This is a genomic window from Pseudoroseomonas ludipueritiae (genome assembly GCF_014490445.1).
GTDB classification, from domain to species: Bacteria; Pseudomonadota; Alphaproteobacteria; order Acetobacterales; family Acetobacteraceae; genus Pseudoroseomonas; species Pseudoroseomonas ludipueritiae.
This window is the reverse complement of the sequence record NZ_JACTUZ010000032.1, coordinates 1-21,185: the sequence shown is the minus strand read 5'-3', so window position 1 is coordinate 21,185 and position 21,185 is coordinate 1. Positions and strand designations below refer to the sequence as shown.

At 70.3% G+C, this 21,185-nt stretch carries 21 protein-coding genes; 10 read left to right on the top strand and 11 right to left on the bottom strand.

What is annotated here, in order from left to right:
* Nucleotides 1–16: 16 nt before the first annotated feature.
* Nucleotides 17–1,222: a mannonate dehydratase gene (gene uxuA / locus IBL25_RS09865; RefSeq protein WP_187778380.1), complete on the top strand. Its 1,206-nt coding sequence runs from the start codon at nucleotides 17–19 to the stop codon at nucleotides 1,220–1,222.
* Between the two features lie 35 nt (nucleotides 1,223–1,257).
* Entirely contained in the window at nucleotides 1,258–1,983 is a 726-nt protein-coding gene (locus tag IBL25_RS09860; RefSeq protein WP_187778379.1) for a DUF72 domain-containing protein, read from the top strand.
* Here the strand turns inward: IBL25_RS09860 and IBL25_RS09855 are convergent.
* Complete coding sequence (locus IBL25_RS09855; protein WP_187778378.1) at nucleotides 1,973–2,866, bottom strand: LysR family transcriptional regulator; 894 nt, start codon at nucleotides 2,864–2,866, stop codon at nucleotides 1,973–1,975. The two genes, IBL25_RS09860 and IBL25_RS09855, sit on opposite strands and share 11 nt — an antisense overlap.
* Before the next feature lie 91 nt (nucleotides 2,867–2,957).
* Between IBL25_RS09855 and IBL25_RS09850 the strand changes: the two genes are divergently transcribed.
* Nucleotides 2,958–4,046 (top strand): 4-oxalomesaconate tautomerase, encoded by a 1,089-nt coding sequence (locus IBL25_RS09850; RefSeq protein WP_187778377.1) that lies wholly within the window; start codon nucleotides 2,958–2,960, stop codon nucleotides 4,044–4,046.
* A gap of 49 nt (nucleotides 4,047–4,095) precedes the next feature.
* Nucleotides 4,096–5,073, top strand: coding sequence for a Bug family tripartite tricarboxylate transporter substrate binding protein (locus IBL25_RS09845; protein WP_238940322.1), 978 nt, complete (start codon nucleotides 4,096–4,098; stop codon nucleotides 5,071–5,073).
* A 312-nt stretch (nucleotides 5,074–5,385) separates the two neighbouring features.
* On the opposite strand, the gene IBL25_RS09840 is transcribed toward IBL25_RS09845, so the two are convergent.
* Genes IBL25_RS09840 through IBL25_RS09825 form a run of 4 tightly spaced genes read right to left on the bottom strand, consistent with a single transcriptional unit; the run spans nucleotide 5,386 to nucleotide 8,937 of the window.
* Nucleotides 5,386–6,228 (bottom strand): metal ABC transporter permease, encoded by an 843-nt coding sequence (locus IBL25_RS09840; RefSeq protein ID WP_187778375.1) that lies wholly within the window; start codon nucleotides 6,226–6,228, stop codon nucleotides 5,386–5,388.
* Complete coding sequence (locus IBL25_RS09835; protein WP_367615589.1) at nucleotides 6,225–7,073, bottom strand: metal ABC transporter permease; 849 nt, start codon at nucleotides 7,071–7,073, stop codon at nucleotides 6,225–6,227. Before IBL25_RS09835 ends, IBL25_RS09840 begins: the two co-directional genes overlap by 4 nt.
* 3 nt (nucleotides 7,074–7,076) lie before the next feature.
* Nucleotides 7,077–8,000: a metal ABC transporter ATP-binding protein gene (locus tag IBL25_RS09830; protein ID WP_187778374.1), complete on the bottom strand. Its 924-nt coding sequence runs from the start codon at nucleotides 7,998–8,000 to the stop codon at nucleotides 7,077–7,079.
* Nucleotide 8,001: 1 nt separating this feature from the next.
* The gene (locus IBL25_RS09825; RefSeq protein ID WP_187778373.1) at nucleotides 8,002–8,937 is read right to left on the bottom strand and encodes a metal ABC transporter substrate-binding protein; all 936 of its coding nucleotides are present in this window, start codon (nucleotides 8,935–8,937) and stop codon (nucleotides 8,002–8,004) included.
* A 136-nt stretch (nucleotides 8,938–9,073) separates the two neighbouring features.
* Between IBL25_RS09825 and mntR the strand changes: the two genes are divergently transcribed.
* Nucleotides 9,074–9,529, top strand: a complete 456-nt coding sequence (gene mntR, locus IBL25_RS09820) for a manganese-binding transcriptional regulator MntR (RefSeq protein WP_120637780.1) — start codon at nucleotides 9,074–9,076, stop codon at nucleotides 9,527–9,529.
* Nucleotides 9,530–9,768: 239 nt separating this feature from the next.
* Here the strand turns inward: mntR and IBL25_RS09815 are convergent, their stop codons facing one another.
* From IBL25_RS09815 to IBL25_RS09805, 3 genes are all read right to left on the bottom strand, one after another.
* A complete protein-coding gene (locus IBL25_RS09815; protein ID WP_187778372.1) occupies nucleotides 9,769–11,352 on the bottom strand; it encodes an aldehyde dehydrogenase (NADP(+)) in 1,584 nt (527 codons plus the stop codon).
* Between the two features lie 145 nt (nucleotides 11,353–11,497).
* Nucleotides 11,498–12,220, bottom strand: a complete 723-nt coding sequence (locus tag IBL25_RS09810) for a response regulator transcription factor (protein ID WP_187778371.1) — start codon at nucleotides 12,218–12,220, stop codon at nucleotides 11,498–11,500.
* On the bottom strand, nucleotides 12,217–14,385 hold the full coding sequence (locus tag IBL25_RS09805) for a sensor histidine kinase (RefSeq protein ID WP_187778370.1): 2,169 nt from the start codon (nucleotides 14,383–14,385) through the stop codon (nucleotides 12,217–12,219). The genes IBL25_RS09810 and IBL25_RS09805 overlap by 4 nt, the downstream gene beginning before the upstream one ends.
* A gap of 546 nt (nucleotides 14,386–14,931) precedes the next feature.
* Here IBL25_RS09805 and IBL25_RS09800 point away from each other — a divergent pair.
* The gene (locus tag IBL25_RS09800; protein ID WP_187778369.1) at nucleotides 14,932–15,282 is read left to right on the top strand and encodes a helix-turn-helix domain-containing protein; all 351 of its coding nucleotides are present in this window, start codon (nucleotides 14,932–14,934) and stop codon (nucleotides 15,280–15,282) included.
* 98 nt (nucleotides 15,283–15,380) lie between these two features.
* Here IBL25_RS09800 and IBL25_RS09795 read toward each other — a convergent pair whose 3' ends face one another.
* The 3 genes from IBL25_RS09795 to IBL25_RS09785 all read right to left on the bottom strand — a co-directional run bounded on the left by IBL25_RS09795 (nucleotide 15,381) and on the right by IBL25_RS09785 (nucleotide 17,809).
* Nucleotides 15,381–15,548 (bottom strand): hypothetical protein, encoded by a 168-nt coding sequence (locus IBL25_RS09795; RefSeq protein ID WP_187778368.1) that lies wholly within the window; start codon nucleotides 15,546–15,548, stop codon nucleotides 15,381–15,383.
* A gap of 109 nt (nucleotides 15,549–15,657) precedes the next feature.
* Complete coding sequence (locus IBL25_RS09790) at nucleotides 15,658–16,749, bottom strand: patatin-like phospholipase family protein (RefSeq protein WP_187778367.1); 1,092 nt, start codon at nucleotides 16,747–16,749, stop codon at nucleotides 15,658–15,660.
* Nucleotides 16,750–16,759: 10 nt separating this feature from the next.
* Nucleotides 16,760–17,809 (bottom strand): SDR family oxidoreductase, encoded by a 1,050-nt coding sequence (locus IBL25_RS09785; RefSeq protein ID WP_187778366.1) that lies wholly within the window; start codon nucleotides 17,807–17,809, stop codon nucleotides 16,760–16,762.
* 191 nt (nucleotides 17,810–18,000) lie between these two features.
* Between IBL25_RS09785 and IBL25_RS09780 the strand changes: the two genes are divergently transcribed.
* The 4 genes from IBL25_RS09780 to IBL25_RS09765 all read left to right on the top strand — a co-directional run.
* On the top strand, nucleotides 18,001–18,189 hold the full coding sequence (locus IBL25_RS09780) for a J domain-containing protein (RefSeq protein ID WP_187778365.1): 189 nt from the start codon (nucleotides 18,001–18,003) through the stop codon (nucleotides 18,187–18,189).
* A 223-nt stretch (nucleotides 18,190–18,412) separates the two neighbouring features.
* Nucleotides 18,413–19,882 carry a protein adenylyltransferase SelO gene (locus IBL25_RS09775; RefSeq protein WP_187778364.1) on the top strand — a complete coding sequence of 490 codons (1,470 nt, stop codon included), beginning with the start codon at nucleotides 18,413–18,415 and terminating at the stop codon, nucleotides 19,880–19,882.
* 291 nt (nucleotides 19,883–20,173) lie between these two features.
* Nucleotides 20,174–20,935: a histidine phosphatase family protein gene (locus IBL25_RS09770; protein ID WP_187778363.1), complete on the top strand. Its 762-nt coding sequence runs from the start codon at nucleotides 20,174–20,176 to the stop codon at nucleotides 20,933–20,935.
* The coding region (locus IBL25_RS09765) for a carbohydrate kinase family protein (RefSeq protein ID WP_275295971.1) at nucleotides 20,932–21,185 on the top strand (254 nt) is incomplete at its 3' end. The genes IBL25_RS09770 and IBL25_RS09765, both read left to right, overlap by 4 nt.

The following is a 21,185-nucleotide window of genomic DNA, read 5'->3' as shown; positions in this document are numbered from 1 at the left end:
CGCAAGGAGACGAACAATGGAACAGACCTGGCGCTGGTTCGGCCCCGATGACAGCGTGACCCTGGAGCATGTGAAGCAGGCGGGGGCCACCGGCATCGTCTCCGCCCTGCACCACATGAACCAGGGCCGCGCCTGGCCCGAGGACGAGGTGCTGAAGCGCAAGAAGATCATCGAGGACGCCGGGCTGCGCTGGTCGGTGGTCGAGAGCATCGCGGTGCACGAGGATATCAAGACCCGCACCGGCGACTTCCGGAACCTGATCGACCAGTACAAGGGTTCCATCCGCGCCGTGGCGCGCGCGGGGGTGAAGACCATCTGCTACAACTTCATGGCCATCACGGACTGGACGCGCACCGATCTGCATTACCGCCTGCCCACCGGCGGGCTGGCGCTGCGCTTCGACTGGACCGATATCGCCACCTACGACCTCTTCATCCTCAGGCGCCCGGGCGCCGAGGCCGATCACCCCGAGGCCCGCCGCAAGGCCGCCGAGGCGCGCTTCGCCACCATGTCGGAAAGCGACAAGGCGAATCTCGAGAAGCTGATGATCGACTGGCTGCCGGCCCGTGAATTCGTCTACGACCGCGCCGGCTTCCAGAAGATGCTCGATACCTACAAGGATATCGGCACCGACGGCCTGCGCGACCACATGATCCAGTTCGTGCGCGAGGTGGCCGAGACCGCCGCCGAGGAAGGCGCCCGGCTCTGCATCCACCCCGACGATCCCTCCTTCCCGATCTTCGGCATGCCGCGCGTGATGTCCACCGCCGCCGATGCCCGCGCGCTGCTGGAGGCCGTGCCGAACCCCGCCAGCGGGTTGACCTATTGCACCGGCGCCTTCGGCAGCAACCGCGACAACGACATGCCGGCCATGGCCAGGGAATTCGGCCCGCGCATCCATTTCGCGCATCTGCGCAACGTGACGATCGAGGATGACGGTTCCTTCTACGAGGCCGACCATCTCGATGGCAGCACCGACATGGTGGCCTGCGTCGCGGCCCTGATGGCGGAGGAAGACCGCCGCCGCGCCGAGGGCCGCGAGGACTACGAAATCCCGATGCGCCCCGACCACGGCCACCTGCTGGTGGACGATATCGAGAGCGTGAAGAAGGGCGTGAAGATCAACCCCGGCTATTCCTGCATCGGCCGCCTGAAGGGCCTGGCCGAGCTGCGCGGCGTGATGCGCACCGTGGAAGCCTTCCGCGGCGGCAGGCTGAGCTGAAGCCGGAGGCATGGTGGCGGCGTTACTCCGCCACCATGCAGCGCCACCCCATCCGCATCGGCACCGCCGGCTGGAGCATCCCGGCCGCCCATGCGGCCCATTTCCCGCCCGAGGGCAGCCATCTGGCGCGCTATGCCGCCCGGCTGCCGGCGGCCGAGATCAATTCCTCCTTCTACCGCCCGCACCGGCCCGCGACCTATGCCCGCTGGGCCGAGACCGTGCCCGAGGATTTCCGCTTCGCCGTGAAGGTGCCGAAGGAGATCACGCACGGGCTGCAATTGGTGGAGGCCGAGGCGCCGCTGGCACGCTTCCTGGAGGAAGTGCACTCCCTGGGCCCGAAGCTTGGCCCGCTGCTGCTGCAATTGCCGCCGAGCCTGGAATTCAGACCCGAGGTGCTCAACTCCTTTCTCGACACGCTGCGGGCGCGCTTCGATGGCCCTTTGGTCTGCGAGCCACGCCACCCTTCCTGGTTCACCGGGGAAGCCGATGCGCTACTGACAGTGCGCGACATTCCGCGCGTGGCGGCCGACCCGCCGCCGGCACCCGGCGCCGCCCGGCCGGGTGGCGCGGCCAACCTGCGCTACTGGCGCCTGCATGGTTCGCCGCGCCGCTACTACTCGCCTTATGCGCCGGAGCGGCTGGACCGCCTGGCCGCGCTGCTGCGCGAGGCCGATGCGGAAAGCTGGGTGATCTTCGACAACACCGCCGAATTCCACGCCGCCGGCGATGCGCTCTCCCTGATGGCGCGGCTCATGCCCTGACCATGCGGTGTTCCAGCAGGTCCAGCAGCGCGCGCGCCGCCGGGCCGGGCACCGCGCCGCGCCGCAGCACCACGCCGGTCGCGCGCTCGATCTTCGGGTCCGTCAGCGGCCGCGCCACCAGCACCGGGTGCGGGTCGCGCGGCAGCGCCAGGCGCGGCACCACGGCGACGCCGAGGCCGGCCTCCACCAGCCCCAGGCTGGTGGAAAGGTGCTCCGCCTCGTAACGCCAGTTGGGCTGGATGCCGCGCGGCAGCAGCGCGCGGTCCAGGATCAGCCGGTTGCCGGAGCGGCGGGAGACACCCACCAGCGTCTCATTGTGCAGGTCCGCCCAGCGCAGGCCACGCTTCTTTGCCAGCGGGTGGTCACGGCGGCAGGCCAGAACGAAAGGGTCGCGCCGCAGCGGGCGGAATTCCACTTCCGGATGCACCGCGCCTTCCATGCCGATGCCGAATTCCACCCCGCCCGTGGCCACCGCATCGGTCACGCCATCGGCGGAAAGGTCCATGACGCGCACGCGCACATTGGGAAAGCGCCGCGCGAAATCCGCCAGCGTCGCCGGCAGGAAGTAATAGGCGGCGGTGGGGATGCAGGCGATGGTGACGAGGCCGCGCCGCCGTGCCGCCGTCTCCCGGATGCCAAGCAGGCTTTCTTCCAGCTCATCCAGCAGCCTTCGCGCGCGCGGCAGGAACTCGCGGCCCGTCTGCGTCAGTGCCACACGGCGGGTGGAGCGCGCCAGCAGCGCCACGCCCAGTTCCTCCTCCAGGGCCGAGAGGCGGCGGGAGACGGCGGGCAGGGAAAGATGCAGCGTCTCCGTCGCCCGCGTCAGGCTCTGGGCCTCCGCGACGGCGACAAAGGCGCGGAGCTGATCGAGGTCGATGGCCATACTTGTGTCCGGCGCAAGAATACCTCCGATCTTTGCACTTCAGTATCGGGGTGATCCAGCGCAGAACAAGGCCAACAACACGGAAACGGTCATGCAGATCCGCATCCCCTGTGTGCTGATGCGCGGCGGCACCAGCCGCGGCCCCTATTTCCTGGCCGCCCATCTTCCCGCCGACCCGGCGGCGCGCGATGCGACGCTGCTGGCGGCCCTTGGCTCCCCGCATCCCCTGCAGATCGACGGCATCGGCGGCGGCAACAGCCTGACCAGCAAGGTGGCCATCGTCGGCCCCTCGGCCGAGCCCGGGGTGGATGTGGACTATCTCTTCGCCCAGGTTTCCATCGAGCGGGGGCTGGTCGATACCAAGCCCAACTGTGGCAATATGCTGGCCGGCGTCGGCCCCTTCGCCATCGAGTCCGGCCTGGTGACGCCACGGCACCCCGAGACCCTGGTGCGCATCCGCAACCGCAACACCGGCGCGCTGGTGGAGGCCGTGGTGCAGACCCCGGGCGGGCAGGTCACCTATGACGGCGAGGCCAGCATCCCCGGCGTGCCCGGCACCGCCGCGCCCATCGCGCTGCGCTTCCGCGATGTCGCCGGCAGCAAGACCGGCGCGCTCTTCCCCACCGGCCAGCGGATGGAGGAGATCGATGGCATTCCCGTCACGCTGATCGACGGCGCCATGCCGATGATGCTGGTGGAGGCCACGCGCCTCGGCACCGAGGCGACGCTGGCGCCGGCGGCCATCGAGGCCGATCCGGTGCTGATGGCGCGCATCGAGGCGCTGCGGCTGGAAGCCGGCCGCCGCATGGGCCTGGGCGATGTGTCCGCCAGCGTCATTCCCAAGCCGGCGCTGCTGGGGCCGGGCGCGGATGGCGCCACGGTCACCGCCCGCTACCTGACACCGCATGCGGTGCACAGCGCCATGGCGGTGACGGGCGGCATCACCCTCGCCATCGCCACGCGGCTGCCGGGCACGGTGGCGGCGCCGCTGGCGGCGGATGCGGGCGAGGATGTCCGCATCGCGCATCCCGCCGGGACGCTCTCCATCGGCCTGTCGCTGGAAGGCGACACGGTGCGCTGGGCCAGCGTGCTGCGCACCGCCCGCCGCATCTTCGAGGGCCACCTGCTGCTGCCGGCCGCGGCCAGCCCCGCCGTGGCCCTGCCCCTGGCCGCCGAATAAGACCCCGCTTTCCCTGATCTTCAAGCAAACAGCCAAGGAAATGTCCGCCATGAAGCGTCGCCACCTTTTGCAGATGCTGGCCGCGGCTCCGCTGCTTTCCGCCCCCACCGTGCTGCGCGCGCAGGAGAATTGGCCGCAGCGCCCGATCCGCATGCTGCTGGCCTATGCGCCCGGCGGCGGCACCGACAATGTCGCGCGCGTGCTGGCGGCGCGGCTGCAGGCCCTGCTCGGCCAGCCCGTGGTGGTGGAGAACAAGCCCGGCGCCGGCGGCAACCTGGCCACCGAGGCCGTGGCCGCTGCCAAGCCCGATGGTTACACGCTGCTGATGGGCAACCAGGGGCCGATGACGGTCAACCAGTCGCTCTTCCCCAATATGCGGGTGGACCCGCTGGCGGCGCTGGACCCGGTGGCGCTGGTGGCGGATGCGCCGCTGGTGGCCGTGGTCGGCTCCGGCAGCAAGGCACGCAACCTGAAGGAACTGCTGGAGGAAGCGCGCAAGGCGGGTGGGCAGCTCAGCTATGCCTCGGCCTCCAATGGCTCGGCCAGCCATCTGGCGGCGGCGCTGCTGTTCCAGATGGCGGGCATCGAGGCGCAGCACCTGCCCTTCCGCGGCGCGGGCCCCGCGCTGAACGACGTGGTGGCCGGCCATATCCCCTTCATGGTCACCACGCTGCCCTCCGTCGCCGGGCTGATCCAGGGTGAGCTGGTGCGGCCGCTGGCGGTGACGGGCCATGCGCGCATCGCCGCCCTGCCGGATGTGCCGACGGTGGCCGAGGCCGCGCTGCCGGAATACAACGCCTCCGCCTGGTACGGCATCCTGGCGCCCAAGGGCACGCCGGAGCCGATCCGCGCCAAGTTGGCCACCGCCATCGCCGACAGCCTCACCACGCCGGATGTGGAGAAGCGCTTGCAGGAAGAAGGCGCCGTGCCGTCCCGCATGGATGGCGTGGCCTTCGGCGGGTTCATGGCCGCCGAGCGGACGCGCTGGGCCAAGCTGGTCAGCGACGCCAGGATCGTTGTGGACTGAGGCACGGCAGCCAGCACTCGATCACCACCTTTCGGCTGTGCTGACGGTGGGCCAAGGGGGCGCTGCCCCCTTGGAGCCCCCGCTGGGGTGACAGTGTCACCCCAGACCCCGCCATGACTTTGCTGTGGCCGAGTGGTTCCGCCGAGGGTCCATGACCCTCAGTGACTGCGGCCTCAGCCCATGTGGTTCCGGATTGCCGAAGCTTTTGGCAGGGACTCTGTCCAAGCCGCCGCAAAAACTCGAAGCTAGGTCCGGGGTGGTCTCACCACCCCGGCGGGGGCCAGGGGGCAGCGCGCCCTGTCCCGGCCAGTGTCAAAGAGCCACCTTCCGCCGCGCCGCCAGCAGCCCATGCGACGGCGCCGCCACCAGCGCCACGGCGAAGAACAGCGAAAGCACCACCACGATGCAGCCCGCCGGCGAGGCATTGAGGTGGTAGCTGGCCATGATCCCCAGCAGGTTCGCCGCCACCGCCGAGGCCACGGCGATGGCCGCCATCCGCCCGAAGCGGTCCGCCAGCAGGTAGCCGATGCAGCCCGGCGTGATCAGCAGCGCCACCACCAGGATCACCCCCACCGCCTGCACCCCCGCCACCACGGCGCCGGAGAGCAGCGCCAGGAACAGCAGCCGCAGCCAGCGCACCGGCAGGCCGATGCCGCCCGCATGCGTGGCGTCGAAGGCCCAGAGCAGCAGGTCCCGGCCTTGCAAGGCCAACGCCAGCAGCACCAGCCCGCCGGCCAGCAGCGCCTGGATCATGTCGTCGCGCTCGATGCCCAGGATATTGCCGAAGAGGATGTGGGTGACATGCGCCTCGGTGGTCAGGAAGGCCAGCAGCACCAGGCCGGCGGCGAACATGCCAGTGAAGACCACGCCCAGTGCCGCGTCCTCCTTCACCCGGCTGTGGGTTTGCACGAAGCCGGCGCCCAGCGCGCAGGCCATGCCGGCCAGGAAGGCGCCCGCCGCCAGCGGCGCGCCGAGGGCGGAGGCGATCACCACGCCCGGCAGCACGGCATGGGAGACGGCATCCCCCAGCAGCGACCAGCCCTTCAGCACTACGAAGCAGGAGAGCAGCGCGCAGGCGGCGGCCACCACGGCGCCGACGCCCATGGCCTCCAGCATGAAGGCATGGGTGAAGGGGGCGATGAGGGTCTCGATCATGCGGCCTCCTGCATGGCGGTGCGGCGGGCGCGGCGGGCGGCCAGCAGGCCATGGCGCGGCGCGGCGACCAGTGCCACCAGGAAGACCAGCGCCTGCAGGCTGACAATGACGCCGCCGGTGGAGCCATCCAGGAAGTAGCTGATCCAGGCACCCAGAAAGGCGGTGCCGGCGCCGATGGCGGTGGCGATGCCCATCATGCGCCCGAAACGGTCGGTCAGCAGATAGGCGGTGGCGCCCGGCGCCACCAGCATGGCGATCACCAGCACCGCGCCCACCGCCACCATGGCGGCCACGGCCACGGCGGCGACGCTGCCCAGCAGCAGCGTCTGCAACAGCCGCGTATCCAGGCCGATGGCCCGCGCATGCGTTGCATCGAAGGCCCAGAGCATCATGTCCCGCCCGCGCAGCGCCAGCACCAGCAGCACCCCGCCGGCGACGATCAGCATCTGCACCACATCCTCCGGCGCGATGCCCAGCACATTGCCGAAGATGATGGTGCGCAGCCGGATATTGCTGGGCCAGAGCGTCAGCAGCACCAGCCCGATACCGAAGAAGGCGGTGAAGACCACGCCGATCGCCGCATCCTCCCGGATACGGCTGTTGCGGCGAATAAAACCCATGACCCAGGCGGCCAGCAGGCCGGAGGCGAAGGCGCCCAGCGCGAAGGGCAGGCCCAGGATCCAGGCCAGCGCCACCCCCGGCACCACGGCATGGGAAAGCGCATCCCCCAGCAGCGACCAGCCCTTCAGCGCCACGAAGCAGGAGAGCAGCCCGCAGACCGCGCCGATCAGCGCCGAAACCAGCATGGCCTGGCGCATGTATTCATAGGCGAAGGGCTCCAGCACCGCTCAGCCCTCCAGCGCCTGCAGGCGGCCGAGCACCTGCCCATCCGCGCCCAGCACCAGCGATTGCCCGTCCGGCCCCGGCGCCAGCGTCACCCCACCCGAGGCCTGCGCCTGGGTGCTGCCGCCGAAGGCGCGGGCCAGGTTGGCAGTGGTGAAGGTGGTCTCGGTGGGGCCGGCGGCCAGCACGGTGCCCTTCACCAGCGCCACGCTGTCGCAGAAGAGCGGCACGCTGCCGAGGTCATGGGTGGAGACCAGGATGATCCGGCCTTCCTCCCGCAATTCCCGCAGCAACTGCATGATCTGCTCCTGCGTGGTGACATCGACGCCGCCGAAGGGTTCGTCCAGCAGGATCAGCCGCCCATCCTGCGCCAGGGCGCGGGCCAGGAAGACGCGCTTCTTCTGCCCGCCGGAAAGCTGGCCGATCTGGCGGTCCGCGAAATCCTGCATGCCGACGCGCAGCAGGGCCTGCTCCACCGCCGCGCGGTCGGCGGCGCGGGGAATGCGCAGGCGGTTCATGTAGCCGTAGCGGCCCATCATCACGACATCGCGGACCGAGACGGGAAAGTCCCAGTCCACTTCCTCGCTTTGCGGCACATAGGCGACGCGGTTCAGCTTCTGTGCCTGCCACACCGCCATGCCGCCGATCCGCACCGTGCCGGCCGCCGGCCGCACCATGCCCATGATGGCCTTGAACAGCGTGGACTTGCCGGCGCCATTGACGCCGAGCAGCCCGCAGATGGTGGGCGCCCCCAGCCGCAGGCTGGCCTCGCGCAGCGCCACATGGCCATTGGGATAGGCGACGCTGATGCCTTCCACCGCCAGGTCCGTCACCGCCGCGGCGGCGGGGATGGCGGGGGCGGCGCCCAGCCAGCCGCGCCAGGAAGCAGGTGGCGCGGCGGCGGGGCAGGCGAGGGAGCCATCGGCCATGTCAGCGTCCTTCGGTGAAGCCGGCCAGAATGGTGGCGGCATTGTTTTCCAGCAGGCGCAGGAAGGTGGGCGCCTCGCCATCGGCGGCGGTCAGGCTGTCCACATGCAACACGCCGGCGAAGCGCGAGTTCGCTTCCCGCGCCACCTGCTTCATGGCGCGGTCGCTGACGGTGCTTTCGCAGAAGAGCGCCGGGATGCGCTGCTGCCGCACGGTATCCACGGCGCGGCGGATCTGGCGCGGGGTGCCTTCTTCCTCGGCATTGATGGGCCAGAGGTAGAGTTCCCGCAGCCCATAGTCCCGCGTCAGGTAGGAGAAGGCGCCCTCGCAGCTCACCAGCCAGCGCCGCGCCTCGGGGATGGCGGCGAGCTTCTGGCGGATCGGCGCATCCAGAGCGCGGAGCTGTTCGGCGTAATGCGCGGCATTGGCGGCATAGACCGCCGCATTGGCGGGGTCGGCGGCAGACAGGGCCTTGCGGATGTTTTCTACGTAAACCACCGCATTTGCCGGCGACATCCAGGCATGCGGATTGGCGCGGCCGGCATAGGGGCCCTCGGTGATCTCCACCGGCGCGATGCCCTCGGTCAGCACGGCCGAGGGCACATTCTTCACGCGCTGGAAGAAGCGCTCGAACCAGCGCTCCAGCCCCATGCCGTTCCACAACACCAGGTCCGCCGACTGCGCCTTCACCACATCCTGCGGCGTCGGCTCGTAGTCATGGATCTCGGCGCCGGGGCGGGTGATGGATTCCACCACCGCCGCCTCTCCCGCCACGTTCTGCGCCATATCCTGCAGGATGGTGAAGGTGGTGACGACGCGCAGCGGACGGGGCGCGGCCTGCTGCGCATTGCCTTGCGCCCAGGCCGGGGCGGCGGCCAGCAGCGTGGCGCCCAGCAAGGCCGGCAAGGCAAGGCGGCGGGACAGGCGCGCGGTGAACATGAATCTTCCTCCTGTGCGTCGTACATGCATCTATGGTGCCATGATAAGCATGTAGCCTGTGCTACATTCAAGAGCCTAAGCCGTATCTTCACCGCTGGTTGCACCACCTGCCGCGCTGCGGCATCTTGCGGCCCTCATGACCAGCCCGACCCTTCCGCAGCCTCCAGCCCCCGATGAGCGGGCAGGCGAAGACACGCAGGCCGCCCGCCATGCCTCGGCGCGCGCCGGCCGTGCCTCGGCGGTGCTGGAGGATTACGTCGAGCTGATCGACGACCTGCTGCGCGAGCATGGCGAGGCCCGGCCCACCGACCTGGCGCGCCGGCTTGGCGTCTCGCATGCCACGGCCATCAAGAGCATCGCGCGGCTGAAGGCGCTGAACCTGGCGCATTCGCGCCCCTATCGCGGTGTCTTCCTGACGCCGGAAGGCCACGCCCTGGCAGACAAGGTGCGCACCCGCCACCGGGTGGTGGTGGACCTGTTGAAGGCCGTGGGCGTGCCGCCGGATGTGGCGGAAAGCGATGCGGAAGGCCTGGAACATCACGTCAGCGACGCGACGCTGGAAGCCTTCGCGAATTTCCTGCGCCGGGGCTGAAGGCTGAGGGCCAAGGGGCGCTGCCCCTTGGAACCCCGCCGGGGTGGTTGAACCACCCCGGACCCCGACATTCACGGCTTTGAACGCCGGGTTGCGCCGGAGGTCATGGACCTCCGGCGACTGCGGCCTCAACCCATGTGAACTTTTAAAAATGAATGTGGGGGCCTGGGGGAACTCAGTTCCCCCAGCGGGGTGAGTCCGGGAGGGGCAGCGCCCCTCCTGGCACCGGCTGGAAGTGCTTAGTTCTTCCCCAGCTCGCCGTCCGTGCGCCGCCACAGGCCCAACGGGTTGCCGTCGCGCAGCGCTTCCGGCAGCAGGTCCTGCGGGAAGTCCTGGTAGCAGACCGGGCGCAGGAAGCGGCGGATGGCGAGCGAGCCGACCGAGGTGGTGCGGCTGTCCGAGGTGGAGGGGAAGGGGCCGCCATGCACCATGGCATGCCCGACCTCGACGCCGGTGGGGTAGCCGTTGACCAGGATGCGGCCGACCTTGCGCTCCAGCACCGGCACCAGCTTCCTGGCCAGTTCCAGGTCCTCGGGCTCCATCAGGATGGTGGCGGTCAGCTGGCCTTCCAGCTTTTCCGCCGCGGCGATCATGGTTTCCACATCCGGGCAGCGCACCACCAGGGAGGAGGCGCCGAAGACTTCTTCCAGCAGCGTCTCGTCCTCGTTGAAATGCTGCGCCGTGGTGGTGAAAAGCGCGGCGCGGCCCTGGTAGGGGCCGCCTTCGGCCGGCTTGCCCTCGGCCACCGTCTCCACCCGGTTGTTGGTGGAGAGGCGGGAGACGCCTTCCTCATAGGCCTTGTAGATGCCGGGCGTCAGCATGGTCTGCGCCCCGCTGGCTTCGAGCGCGACGCGGGAGGCGTCGAGGAAGGTCTTCAGCCTGTCGTCCTCCACGCCCAGCACCAGGCCGGGATTGGTGCAGAACTGCCCCGCGCCCATGGTGAGGGAGCCGACAAAGCCCTTGCCGATGGCTTCCGCCCGCTTGGCCATGGCGGCCGGCAGCAGGAAGACCGGGTTGATGCTGCTCATCTCGGCATGGACCGGGATGGGCTCGGGGCGGTTGGCCGCGATCTTCATCAGCGCCGTGCCGCCGGAGCGGGAGCCGGTGAAGCCCACGGCCTTGATGCGCGGGTCCGCCACCAGGGCGCTGCCCAGCGTGCCGCCGCTGCCGAAAAGCAGGCTGAAGACGCCTTCCGGCAGGCCGCATTGCTGCACCGCCTTCTGAATGGCGCGGCCCACCAGTTCCGAGGTGCCGGGATGCGCCGAATGCGCCTTCACCACCACCGGGCAGCCAGCGGCGAGCGCCGAGGCCGTGTCGCCGCCGCCCACCGAGAAGGCGAGGGGGAAGTTGGAGGCGCCGAAGACCGCCACCGGGCCCAGCGCCACATGGCGCTGCCGCAGGTCGGAGCGCGGCAGCGGCTGGCGGGCGGGCATGGCGGGGTCGATGCGGGCCTCGATCCAGCTTCCTTCCCGCACCACGGAGGCGAAGAGGCGGAGCTGGCCGACGGTGCGGCCGCGCTCGCCCTCGATGCGGCCGCGTGGCAGGCCGCTTTCGGCGCAGGCGCGGTCGATCAGCTCGTCGCCGATATCCATGATGGCCTGGGCACAGGCTTCCAGGAAGGCGGCGCGCTGCCCGGGCGCGGTGTTGCTGTAGGTATCGAAGGCGGCGGCGGCCAGGGCGCAGGCGCGGTCCACCTCCGCCGCGCCGCCGCCGCCGAAGGCGGGGTCCATCTGCTCGCCGGTGGCGGGGTTGGTGGCGCGGATCTCGCTGTCGCCGCCGCGCAGGGCGGTGGCGCCGATCAGCATCTCGCCGGTAACGCTCATGGTTGCTTCTCCCTGAACCTGGGCCGGCGCGATGCGGCGCCGCGGTCGAGGAACATGATGGGAGCGCGGCGGGGTAGCCGTCGAGTCCTGCTATATCAGATTTCGGTTTGGCGGCGTGACGGCTGGCTCCGGCTGGAGCGGACGCTCAGGGAAATCCCACGAAGACATAGCCCACGCCGCGCACGGTGCGGATGCAGCCATCCACCCGCTCATCCCCCAGCTTGCGGCGCAGCACCACGATCGCGTTGTCCACCGAACGGTCGCCGAAGCGCCAGGCACGGCCGAAGGCCAGCTTGGAGAGATCCTCGCGCGAGACCGGCTGGCCCTGGTTGCGCACCAGCGCCTGCAGCAGCTCGAATTCCGCCGTGGTCAGGTGGATGGGCTGGCCATCGGGGCGGAAGAGGCTGCGCGTCTGCTCCACGAAGCGCCAGCCCGGCGCCTCGGGCGGCAGCTCGCTGGGGCGGCGCAGGCGGGCGCGCAGCCAGGCGATCACCTCGCGCCCCGAGACGGGCTTGACGATGAAGTCGTCCGCGCCGGTCTCCAGCCCCAGCACGCGGTCCACCTCGCTGTTGTTGGCGGTGATGACGATGATGGCGGCGCGCGTCATCTGCCGCAGCTGCGCCAGGCGGGAGACGGTGTCGACCTTGCCCAGGTGCTGGTCCAGCAGGATGGCGTCCGGCTGCTCACTGGCCAGCAGGCTTTCCAGGTCCTGCCAGTCGTAGCCGGTGCGGATGCGGTAGCCGTAGCGGCCGACAATGGAGGAAAGCTCGTCCGCCCATTCGCGCTGGTCGTCGATGACATAGACCAGTGCCTCGGTGGCGGTGACGCGCGGGGGTGGGATGCTGCTGGTCTGCGACTCGGCGTTCATGATGGCTGGCTTTCCCTGGAAGTGCTCTGGCAGGAGGGGTCCGGTTCGGCCTCGATGGCTTCGGCGATCGGCAGGCGGATGGAGAAGGCGGCGCCGCCCTCGACATTCTCGCCCGTGATCTCACCGCCAAAGGAGCGGATGATGCCGTGGCAGATGGACAGGCCGAGGCCCATGCCCTGCCCGGCGGGCTTGGTGGTGAAGAAGGGCTCGAAAAGCCGGGCCATGACCTTGGGGGAGAGGCCGCGGCCGGTATCGGTGACGCGCAGCTCGACGCGCCGGCCGCTGATCTCGCTGGCGCGGAGCGTCAGGCGGCGCTGGGCATCCGGTACGCGCAGCATGGCGTCGCGGGCATTGATGACCAGGTTCATGATCACCTGCTCCAACATCACCTGATTGGCCGAGACCAGCGGCAGCCGGGACGGCACCAGGTTCTCCACCTCCACGCCGGCGCGCTTCAGCACGCTGGCGCTCAGCAGCAGGGCGCCGTCCAGCGCCTTCACCAGGTCCACCGCCTCGGTGGCGCCGTCATTGGCACGGCCGAAGACACGCAGGTGCTCCACCAGGCTCTGCGCCCGCTGCGTCTGCTCCAGGATGCGGTTGAGCTTGGAGACCATCACCGGCAAGGCGGCGCGGCCTTCCGTTTCATGCGCGTCCAGCGCGTTCTCGGCGGCCAGCATCATGACGCTGATGGGCTGGGTGATCTCATGCGCCAGCGCCGAGGCCATGCGGCCGAGCGTCGCCAGCTTGGCGCTGGCGACCGCCTGGGCCTGCAGCATCTTCTCGCTGGAGATATCGGCGAGATAGCCCATGACATCGGCGCCGCCATGCTGCCCCACCGCCAGGATGCGCGCCTGCGCCCGCAGCCAGATGACGCGGCCATCGGCATGGTGGAAACGATATTCGGCGGAGGATTCGCCCTCGCGGTAGAGCGTGTCGAGATGCTGGGCCAGCACCGCCTGGTCGGAGGCCGGCACGCGATCGCGCCAGGCATTGGGGCGCAGCATGGCGGCCTGGTCGAAGCCGGTCAGCCTTTCCACATTCTCGCTCATGCTGGTGATGGAGAGCGAGCGGTCGGCGAAGAGTTCGGCGCGATAGAGGGTGGCGGGCAGCGAGCCCAGCATGTCCTTGATGCTGCGCAGCGCGTGGTCGCGGATATGGGCGGTTTCCTCGGCATGGCGCAGGCGCATCCGCCGCAGGTGCCGCCCGATCCAGAACAGCAGCAGCAGCGTGGTGCCGAGCTGCAACGCCACCAGCGAAGCGCCGGAGAGCAGCACCAGCTGGCGCGGTCCGCCATCGGCCGGCATGGCCGGGCTTTCCAGCACCAGCGTGGCATTCACCGCCGGCAGGGGCGCCACCAGCCGGTTCACCATCCCCGCCCCGGCGGAGAGCAGGGCCGGCACGTCGCGGCCGGAAGCAGGGCCGGAGAGGGTGGCGAGCTGCCGGAGGGCGCTTTGCGTCACCTCCAGCAGCATGCCGTCATGCAGCATCAGGGCGGCATGGCTGGCGCCCGTGCCCGCGGCGCGGCTGTCCAGCGCGGTGCCTATGGCATGGGTCAGCACCGAGGGGCGCAGCGTCGCCTGGTAGCTGTGGCCCTGCCGCGCCGGTGCCGGGGGCAGGGTGCCGGCCAGCACCAGCGCATCCTGGTTCCAGAGCAGCGCCGGCAGGGCAAGGCCCCGCTCCATGGGCGCTGGCCCGGCGAAGACCTCGCCCACCGTCAGAATGGAGCGGCCACTGGAATCGAGCAGCCGGATGCCATCCAGGCTGCCGCCGGAGACGGAGAGCGCGGCTTCCAGCGAAGCCTCAAGGGCGGCGCGCTGCATCGGCGAGCGGGTATCGCCCAGCAACTGGCTGGCCAGGGTGGCGAGGCTGGAAGCGCGCTGCCGCGCGTCAGTCAGCGCCTGCTCGATATGGGCGGAGGCCCGGGTCATCTCCGCTTCCTGCGCCGCGCGCTGCTGGCGGCTGGTCCATTGCAGGGCCAGGACGGTCCAGAGCAGGGCGGCCAGGATCAGGCAGAAGCCGGCGAGGGTGACCTGCGGCCAGGCCTGCCACAGTGGCTGCGCCTTCTCGGCGGGACGGCGGGTAAAGGCACCGGCCTGACCGGCGGAAGACCGATGCGGTGAATCAGGGCGTCCTTCGCCGCTGGATCGTCCCTCTGATCGTCTCATCCCCGCCTCTGTGTGGGTCGTCACATGCTTCGGTATCGTTCAACTAACGGTGAATGTGTTGATGCGCCAGAAAGCCCGCAACTGTTCAGCGAATTTTGCTCTCATTATCAGCACTTTTGCTGGAATCTGTGACAGGTTTGCACCTTATACGGGAAATTCTCTAGCTGAAGCTGGTCCAAAGAGCCCTAATTTACCTTGCACGCAAGCGATGCTGGTGAGGGCTCATTACTCACGGTTGCATTCGGCCTCTCCAATGCCACTTTGAAACATAGCGCGAAGCTACAGCTTGGCTTGGCTTATGCTTGAGCCGCGCCTTTCGGCATCTGGAGGCGCTTGCGAGGAACGCAAGTGAAACGGAAGCTCCGGATGTGCCATCCGGCAGCGGTTCTGACAAAACGCGACAAAGGGCCGCTTCCCCGCCCTGGGCGACGACCTTTCCCGGTGCATCTCGACTGTTACGCACAGCCCGCCGCGAGACATCCTGGCACCGCGGCCGGCTGCCTTCCTGCGGGCCGACACAAGGCGAGAACAAGGAAAGGCGGTGGCATGGGAAGCGGTTCAACGAGCACGGGAGGGCCCGGTGCCTCCACGGTCGACGCGCATGTGGCGAAGCGCCTGCGCCTGCTGCGGATGGAGCGCCAGATCACCCAGATGCAGCTGGCCGCCAGCCTCGGCGTCTCGACGCAGTTGATCCACAAGTATGAGGCAGGGCGCACGCGCATCAGCCCGGGCCGGCTTTATCTCTGCGCCCGCCTGCTGAACGTGCCGGTGGAATATTTCTTCGCGCCCCTGGAAGGCATCCAAGGTCCGACGCCGCTGCTGCCGCGCCGCGCCGCCAGTGCGACGGAGATACGCTCCAGCACGGTGTGGCATACCGGGGTGTCCAGCGGCCACTGAGCCAGGAGCCGGCGGCGTGCCCCCCTCAGGCCCCGCCGGCGGCTTGCCTTCTCATGGACCCGGCGGCCCTGCGTGGCCGCCGGGATGCGAACCGCGGCTCAGGCGTCCCCTACCGTCACGGTCACGGTGCCCCGGCCATCGCAGGCGGGGCAGGGCTTGTTGTCCAGCTTGCCGCTGCCGCCGCAGCGGCGGCAGGTATTCTCGGCTGTCTGCGGCGCGGCGGGCTCCTCCGTGCCGGGGGTGTTGATCGGCGGGGTCTGGGGCATGGTGCTTCCTCCACTGCCGCCGCCGTGAAGGCCGGCGGCGGCCAGCATGGCCGAAACCCCCTTCCAGGGCCGGCGTTGCACCGCGCCCCCCCCGTGCCCGGCCCAACCCTCAGCTTTCCACCTCATGCAGCGCCAGCCCCGGCCCGGGTGCCGGCGCTTCCGCCAGCTTGCGCAACCCCCGGCGCAGGGCCTCTTCCCCGGCCTTCCAACGGTCGGCGGTGGTGGCGCGGGAGAAGTCGAAGAGCTTGCCCGCCCCGGCCTCGTCCGGCGGCGCGCGATAGCCGATGCGCAGCACCGTGGCGCGGGCAGGGGGCGCGGCCTCGGCCAGCAGGGCCGCCACCTCCGGCTCGGCGCGGCGCTCCTCCGGCACCAGGGCGGCGAGGCGGTGCAGGGATTCGCGCAGCCGCAGCAGCCGGGCATGGCCTTCCAGCAGCCGCTGCGTCTGGTTGCCCAGCGCCAGATCCCCCGCCCGCGCCAGCGAGCCCGAAAGATTGCCCGGCGGCCGGCCGGCGGCGGCGAAGAGTTCCGCCAGGATGCAGAGCATCTCCCCCCCGCCTTCCTCCAGCACCAGGTCCACCGGCGCGTTGGAGGCCAGCCCGCCATCCCCCAGCAGCCGCCCTTCCACCTCCACGGGCGCGAAGAGCGGCAGCAGGGCACAGGAGCCCACCACATGCTCCGGCCCGATGCGCGTGCCGTGGGCGGTGTCGAAGACCAGGCGCTCCCCGGTGGCGACATCGACGGCCACCAGGGTGACGCGCATGGTGCCGTTGTTGAGGCGGTCGAAATCCACCAGCTCCGGCAGGCGGCGGCGCAGGGGCGTGAGGTCGTAGAGCGAGGATGCCTGCCCCAGCAGCGCTTCCAGCGAAAGGCGGGGCGTGAACAGGCCGGGGCGGCCGAAGAGCAGGCTTTGCAGCGCCGCCGCGCGGTTATGCGCCCGCCGCAGCAGGCCGTCGGGCGGCGCGCCGAAGAACAGGGAGAAGCCCGGCACCGGGTCCTCCGCCATGTCTTCCCAGAACTGCCGCAGCCGGGCCGCGCGCAGTTCTGGCGGATTGCCGGCGAAGATGGCGGCATTTACCGCCCCGGCCGAGGCACCTGCCACCCAATCCGGGCGCGGCGCGCCTTCCGCCTCCAGCGCGGCGCAGATGCCAGCCTCGAAAGCCCCGAGCGCGACGCCGCCCGAGAGCACCAATGCGTTCAGCATGCGCGCGCCTTCAACGCGACACCGGCCCGGGTTTGAGGGCCGGTTGCATGGCTTCCAGCATGCGGAAGCCGGTGGTCATGCTGAGATCGGCCATGCGGAAGGGGATGGAGGCCATCTCCACCGAAAGCGCCGCGATCGAGGTGGCGGCGGCCAGCGGTGCGCCGCCGCTTTCCGGCCGGGCGCGCCAGCCGCCTTCCACGCCCATCTCGTCCCGCGCGGGCTCGAACAGCCCGCCGGTGCTTTCGCCGCTGGGGCGGTCGGACAGGAAGCCGCGATGCAGCAGGCGGCCGGTCATCCAGCTTGTCAGATGCGGCGCCATCTGTTTCTGCGCGGCGGCCAGCTTGCCGAAGCCGCCCACGATCACCTCGTCCTGCGGCCGCTCGGCCAGGCCCAGCACCGCATCGGCCACTTCCTCGGCGGTATAGACCGGGGGCGCCGCGCGCACGCTGCGGCCGCTGAAATTGGCGGCGTGCTGGAAGAAGGGCGTGTCGATCACCGAGGGCAGCACGGTGCAGACATGGATGCCGGGCTGGTCCAGCACCTCCTGCCGCAGCGCCTCGGAAAAGCCGCGGATGGCCCATTTGCTGGTGGCATAGGCGGTGCTGTCGGGCTTGGCGGTGATGCCAACGATGGAGGCGTTCTGCACCAGCGTGCCATGCCCTTGGGCGCGGAACTGCCGCATCGCCACCCGGGCGCCGTGCATGTAGCCGAAGACATTCACCTCGATCACCCGCCGCCAGGCCTCAGCGGGGATGGATTCCAGCCGGCCGAAGACGCCGACGCCGGCATTGTTGAACCAGAGGTCGATGCGCCCGAAGCGTTCCAGCGCCGCGCGGCCCAGCGCCTCCACCTGCGCTTCCTCCGTCACGTCGGTGGTGACGGCCAGGGCGGTGCCGCCGGCGGCCTCGCAGGCGCGGGCGGCTTCCTCCAGCTTCTCCGTGCGGCGGGCGGCCAGCACCAGCCGCGCGCCCTGCCGCGCGAAGGCCAGGGCGGTGGCGCGGCCGATGCCGCTGGAAGCGCCGGTGATGACGACGACGCGGCCTTGGGTCTGCGGTTCCATGGGCTTCCTGCTGTCGGGCATGGGTGGGGCAGCCGGCAGCGGTGTCGCACCGGCCTGGCCGATTCAACCGCCCGGCCGGCGCCGGGTTGCCCCCTGCCATCAGGCTTTGCCGCAACGCAGCATCGCCTCCGGCTCGCAACAGCCGGCGGCTTCCGGCGTTTGGCTTCTACCCAGCAGAAAGTGGAGCGACCATGACCGGCACGTCCTCCCCCAACTCCGCCGGCACCTCCGGCAAGCCTGGCGACGATGCCCCCGTGGGCACTGAGGGCACAGGCGACGACATCTGCCCCGAGTGCCAGGGCACCGGCCGCGTCGAAGGCCGTGCCTGCGAGGCCTGCCGCGGCACCGGCATCGTCAACAAGGGCATTGGCGGCGCCTGATGCGGCGGGGCACCGGCCCCGTTCACGCCTGACGCGCGGCGGGCCTCCGGCCTGCTGGAGAAAGGCGTCGTGCCCCTGGCCAGCCCAGCCGGGGCGGTGCTGCCCGGCACTGGAGCATTGACGCCGGCCCCGGGGCACCGCCCCATCCATGCCCGGGGCATCGCCCCATCCATGAATGATCCCCGCTGCCTCCCCGGCGGGACGGCTTCCAAGGACTGACCGCATGCCCGGCTTTGTGTTCGACAACAGCTACGCGCGCCTGCCGGAGCGCTTCTTCGCCCGGCTGAACCCTACCCCGGTGCGCGCCCCCGCCCTGGTGCGGGTGAATGCCGCGCTGGCGGAAAGCCTGGGCCTGGACCCCGCCGCCCTGGCCAGCCCCGAGGGCGTCGCCATCCTGGCTGGCAACAGCATCCCGCCCGGTGCCGAGCCCATCGCCCAGGCCTATGCCGGGCACCAGTTCGGCGGCTTTTCCCCACAATTGGGCGACGGCCGCGCCATCCTGCTGGGCGAGGTGCTGGGGCGCGACGGCCAGCGGCGCGACATCCAGCTCAAGGGCTCCGGCCCCACGCCCTTTTCCCGCCAGGGCGACGGCCGCGCCGCGCTGGGCCCGGTGCTGCGCGAATACATCGTGGCCGAGGCCATGGCGGCGCTCGGCATCCCCACCACCCGGGCGCTCGCCGCCGTCACCACCGGGGAGACGGTGCGGCGCGAGACCGCACTGCCGGGCGCCGTGCTGACGCGCGTCGCCGCCAGCCATATCCGCGTCGGCACCTTCCAGTATTTCGCCGCGCGCGGGGATGAGGAGGCGGTGCGCCTGCTGGCCGACTACTGCATCGACCGCCACTACCCGCAGGTCGCCGCGGCACCCAACCGCTACCTCGCGCTGCTGGAAGCCGTGGTGGCGGCGCAGGCCGACCTGGTCGCCCGCTGGATGCTCATCGGCTTCATCCATGGCGTGATGAACACCGACAACACCACCATCTCGGGCGAGACCATCGACTACGGCCCCTGCGCCTTCATGGATGCCTATGACCCGGCGACGGTCTTCTCCTCCATCGACTATTACGGCCGTTACGCCTACGGCAACCAGCCGCCGGTGGTGCAGTGGAACCTGGCGCGCCTGGCCGAATGCCTGCTGCCGCTGCTGGCGGAGGATGATGAGGCCGCCCTGGCCGCCGCCCGCCAGGCACTGACCGGCTTCGCACCGCGCTTCGAGGATGCCTGGAATACCGGCCTCTGCCGCAAGATCGGCCTTTCCTCGGCGGAGGAAGGCGACGTGGCCCTGGCCCAGGCCCTGTTGGACCTGATGGCGGCGCAGAAGGCGGATTTCACCCTGACCTTCCGCGCCCTCTGCGGCGCAGCCTTGGGCGACGACGCAGCGGCCCGCGCACTCTTCTCCGACCCCGCCGGTTATGACGACTGGGCCGCCCGCTGGCGCCAGCGGCTGGAGCGGGAGCAGGCAACCCCCGAGGCCCGCGCCGCCGCCCTGCGCGCGGTGAACCCGCTCTTCATCCCGCGCAACCACCGGGTGGAGGCGGCCCTGAACGCCGCTGTCTCCTTCGGTGACTACGGGCCTTTCGAAACGCTGCTCGACGTGCTCTCCCGCCCCTTCGAGGACCAGCCGGGGCGGGAAAGCTTCTCCCTGCCGCCAGAGCCGGCGGAAATGGTGCAGCAGACTTTCTGCGGGACCTGAAGGCCGGGGGAATGAATTCCCCCGGACCCCCTTCTTTTTTCTTCGAGCGGGTTCGGGCTCAGGCGGTCGGCGCCGTGATGTCTTCCATGAAGGCCATGCGGGCTGAACCGCAGTCGCCGGATGGCCAAGCCCTCACGCGTGCCGTGCGTGAAAGGTGCCGCCGCAGGCGCGCCTGAAAACTCGAAAAAAGAAAGAAGGGAGTTTGAGGGAATTCATTCCCTCAACCTTTCCGACACCTCCAGCCATGTCGCGCGTTGCCCTTCCGCGAAACAGCACAGGGAGCGCCTTGGCATGCAGCAGGGATGGCCCGACCGGCTCTGGATTGTCCGGCACGGCGAAAGTGCGGGCAATGTCGCGCGCGCGGCGGCGCAGGCGGCGCGGCAGGCGCGCATCGACATCGCCGAGCGCGACGTGGACGTGCCGCTGAGCGCGCTGGGGGAGGAGCAGTCCCGCGCCCTGGGCCGCTGGTTCGGCGGCCTGCCGGCGGAGGAGCGGCCGGAGGTGATCTTCGCCTCGCCTTATCGCCGGGCACGCCACACGGCGGAGCTGATCCGGCGCGAGGCGGGGCTGGAGGGGGACAGGATCGGCTTCCTGCTGGATGAGCGGCTGCGTGAAAAGGAATTCGGCGTGCTGGACCGCCTAACCACGCATGGCATCGCCGAGCATTTTCCGGAGCAGGCCGCCTTCCGCCGCTCCCTGGGCAAGTTCTACCACCGGCCGCCGGGGGGCGAGAGCTGGTGCGACGTGATCCTGCGGCTGCGCTCGGCGCTGGACAGCATCTGCCTGCGGCATGGCGGGCGGCGCGTGCTGATCGTGGGGCATCAGGTGGTGGTGCTCTGCCTGCGCTATCTGCTGGAAGGGCTGACGGAGGAGGAGATCCTGGCCATCGACCGCGAAGGCGACATCGCCAATTGCGGATTGACGGAATATGCCTTCGATGGCGCGCATGGCCCGGATGGCGGCATGGTGCTGCGGCACTACAACATCACCACGCCACTGGTGCGGGAGGGTACCGAGACCACCGCCGAGCCGCATGGCGGCGCGCCGCGATGAGCGCCACGACACCGGTGGATGCCGCCCTGCTGCGCGGTATGCCGCTGCCGAAACATGATGGTGGCGGCAGCAAGGATGCGCGCGGCAGCGTGCTGGTGGCCGGCGGCAGCGAGGAAGTGCCGGGCGCCGTGCTGCTTTCCGGCACCGCCGCGCTGCGGGCGGGCGCGGGGCGGCTGCGGCTGGCCATCTGCGACAGCATGGCGCCGGCGCTGGCGGTGGCCATGCCGGAGGCACGGGTGATCGGCCTGCC

Coding starts and splice junctions, on each gene's coding strand:
- IBL25_RS09795 (WP_187778368.1), bottom strand. CDS start 15,548: ATGCCCCAGACCCCGCCGATCAACACCCCCGGCACGGAGGAGCCCGCC.
- mntR (WP_120637780.1), top strand. CDS start 9,074: ATGACCAGCCCGACCCTTCCGCAGCCTCCAGCCCCCGATGAGCGGGCA.
- IBL25_RS09770 (WP_187778363.1), top strand. CDS start 20,174: ATGCAGCAGGGATGGCCCGACCGGCTCTGGATTGTCCGGCACGGCGAA.
- IBL25_RS09845 (WP_238940322.1), top strand. CDS start 4,096: ATGAAGCGTCGCCACCTTTTGCAGATGCTGGCCGCGGCTCCGCTGCTT.
- IBL25_RS09775 (WP_187778364.1), top strand. CDS start 18,413: ATGCCCGGCTTTGTGTTCGACAACAGCTACGCGCGCCTGCCGGAGCGC.
- IBL25_RS09850 (WP_187778377.1), top strand. CDS start 2,958: ATGCAGATCCGCATCCCCTGTGTGCTGATGCGCGGCGGCACCAGCCGC.
- IBL25_RS09815 (WP_187778372.1), bottom strand. CDS start 11,352: ATGAGCGTTACCGGCGAGATGCTGATCGGCGCCACCGCCCTGCGCGGC.
- IBL25_RS09825 (WP_187778373.1), bottom strand. CDS start 8,937: ATGTTCACCGCGCGCCTGTCCCGCCGCCTTGCCTTGCCGGCCTTGCTG.
- IBL25_RS09800 (WP_187778369.1), top strand. CDS start 14,932: ATGGGAAGCGGTTCAACGAGCACGGGAGGGCCCGGTGCCTCCACGGTC.
- IBL25_RS09830 (WP_187778374.1), bottom strand. CDS start 8,000: ATGGCCGATGGCTCCCTCGCCTGCCCCGCCGCCGCGCCACCTGCTTCC.
- IBL25_RS09860 (WP_187778379.1), top strand. CDS start 1,258: ATGCAGCGCCACCCCATCCGCATCGGCACCGCCGGCTGGAGCATCCCG.
- IBL25_RS09855 (WP_187778378.1), bottom strand. CDS start 2,866: ATGGCCATCGACCTCGATCAGCTCCGCGCCTTTGTCGCCGTCGCGGAG.
- IBL25_RS09840 (WP_187778375.1), bottom strand. CDS start 6,228: ATGATCGAGACCCTCATCGCCCCCTTCACCCATGCCTTCATGCTGGAG.
- IBL25_RS09810 (WP_187778371.1), bottom strand. CDS start 12,220: ATGAACGCCGAGTCGCAGACCAGCAGCATCCCACCCCCGCGCGTCACC.
- IBL25_RS09785 (WP_187778366.1), bottom strand. CDS start 17,809: ATGGAACCGCAGACCCAAGGCCGCGTCGTCGTCATCACCGGCGCTTCC.
- uxuA (WP_187778380.1), top strand. CDS start 17: ATGGAACAGACCTGGCGCTGGTTCGGCCCCGATGACAGCGTGACCCTG.
- IBL25_RS09790 (WP_187778367.1), bottom strand. CDS start 16,749: ATGCTGAACGCATTGGTGCTCTCGGGCGGCGTCGCGCTCGGGGCTTTC.
- IBL25_RS09780 (WP_187778365.1), top strand. CDS start 18,001: ATGACCGGCACGTCCTCCCCCAACTCCGCCGGCACCTCCGGCAAGCCT.
- IBL25_RS09805 (WP_187778370.1), bottom strand. CDS start 14,385: ATGAGACGATCAGAGGGACGATCCAGCGGCGAAGGACGCCCTGATTCA.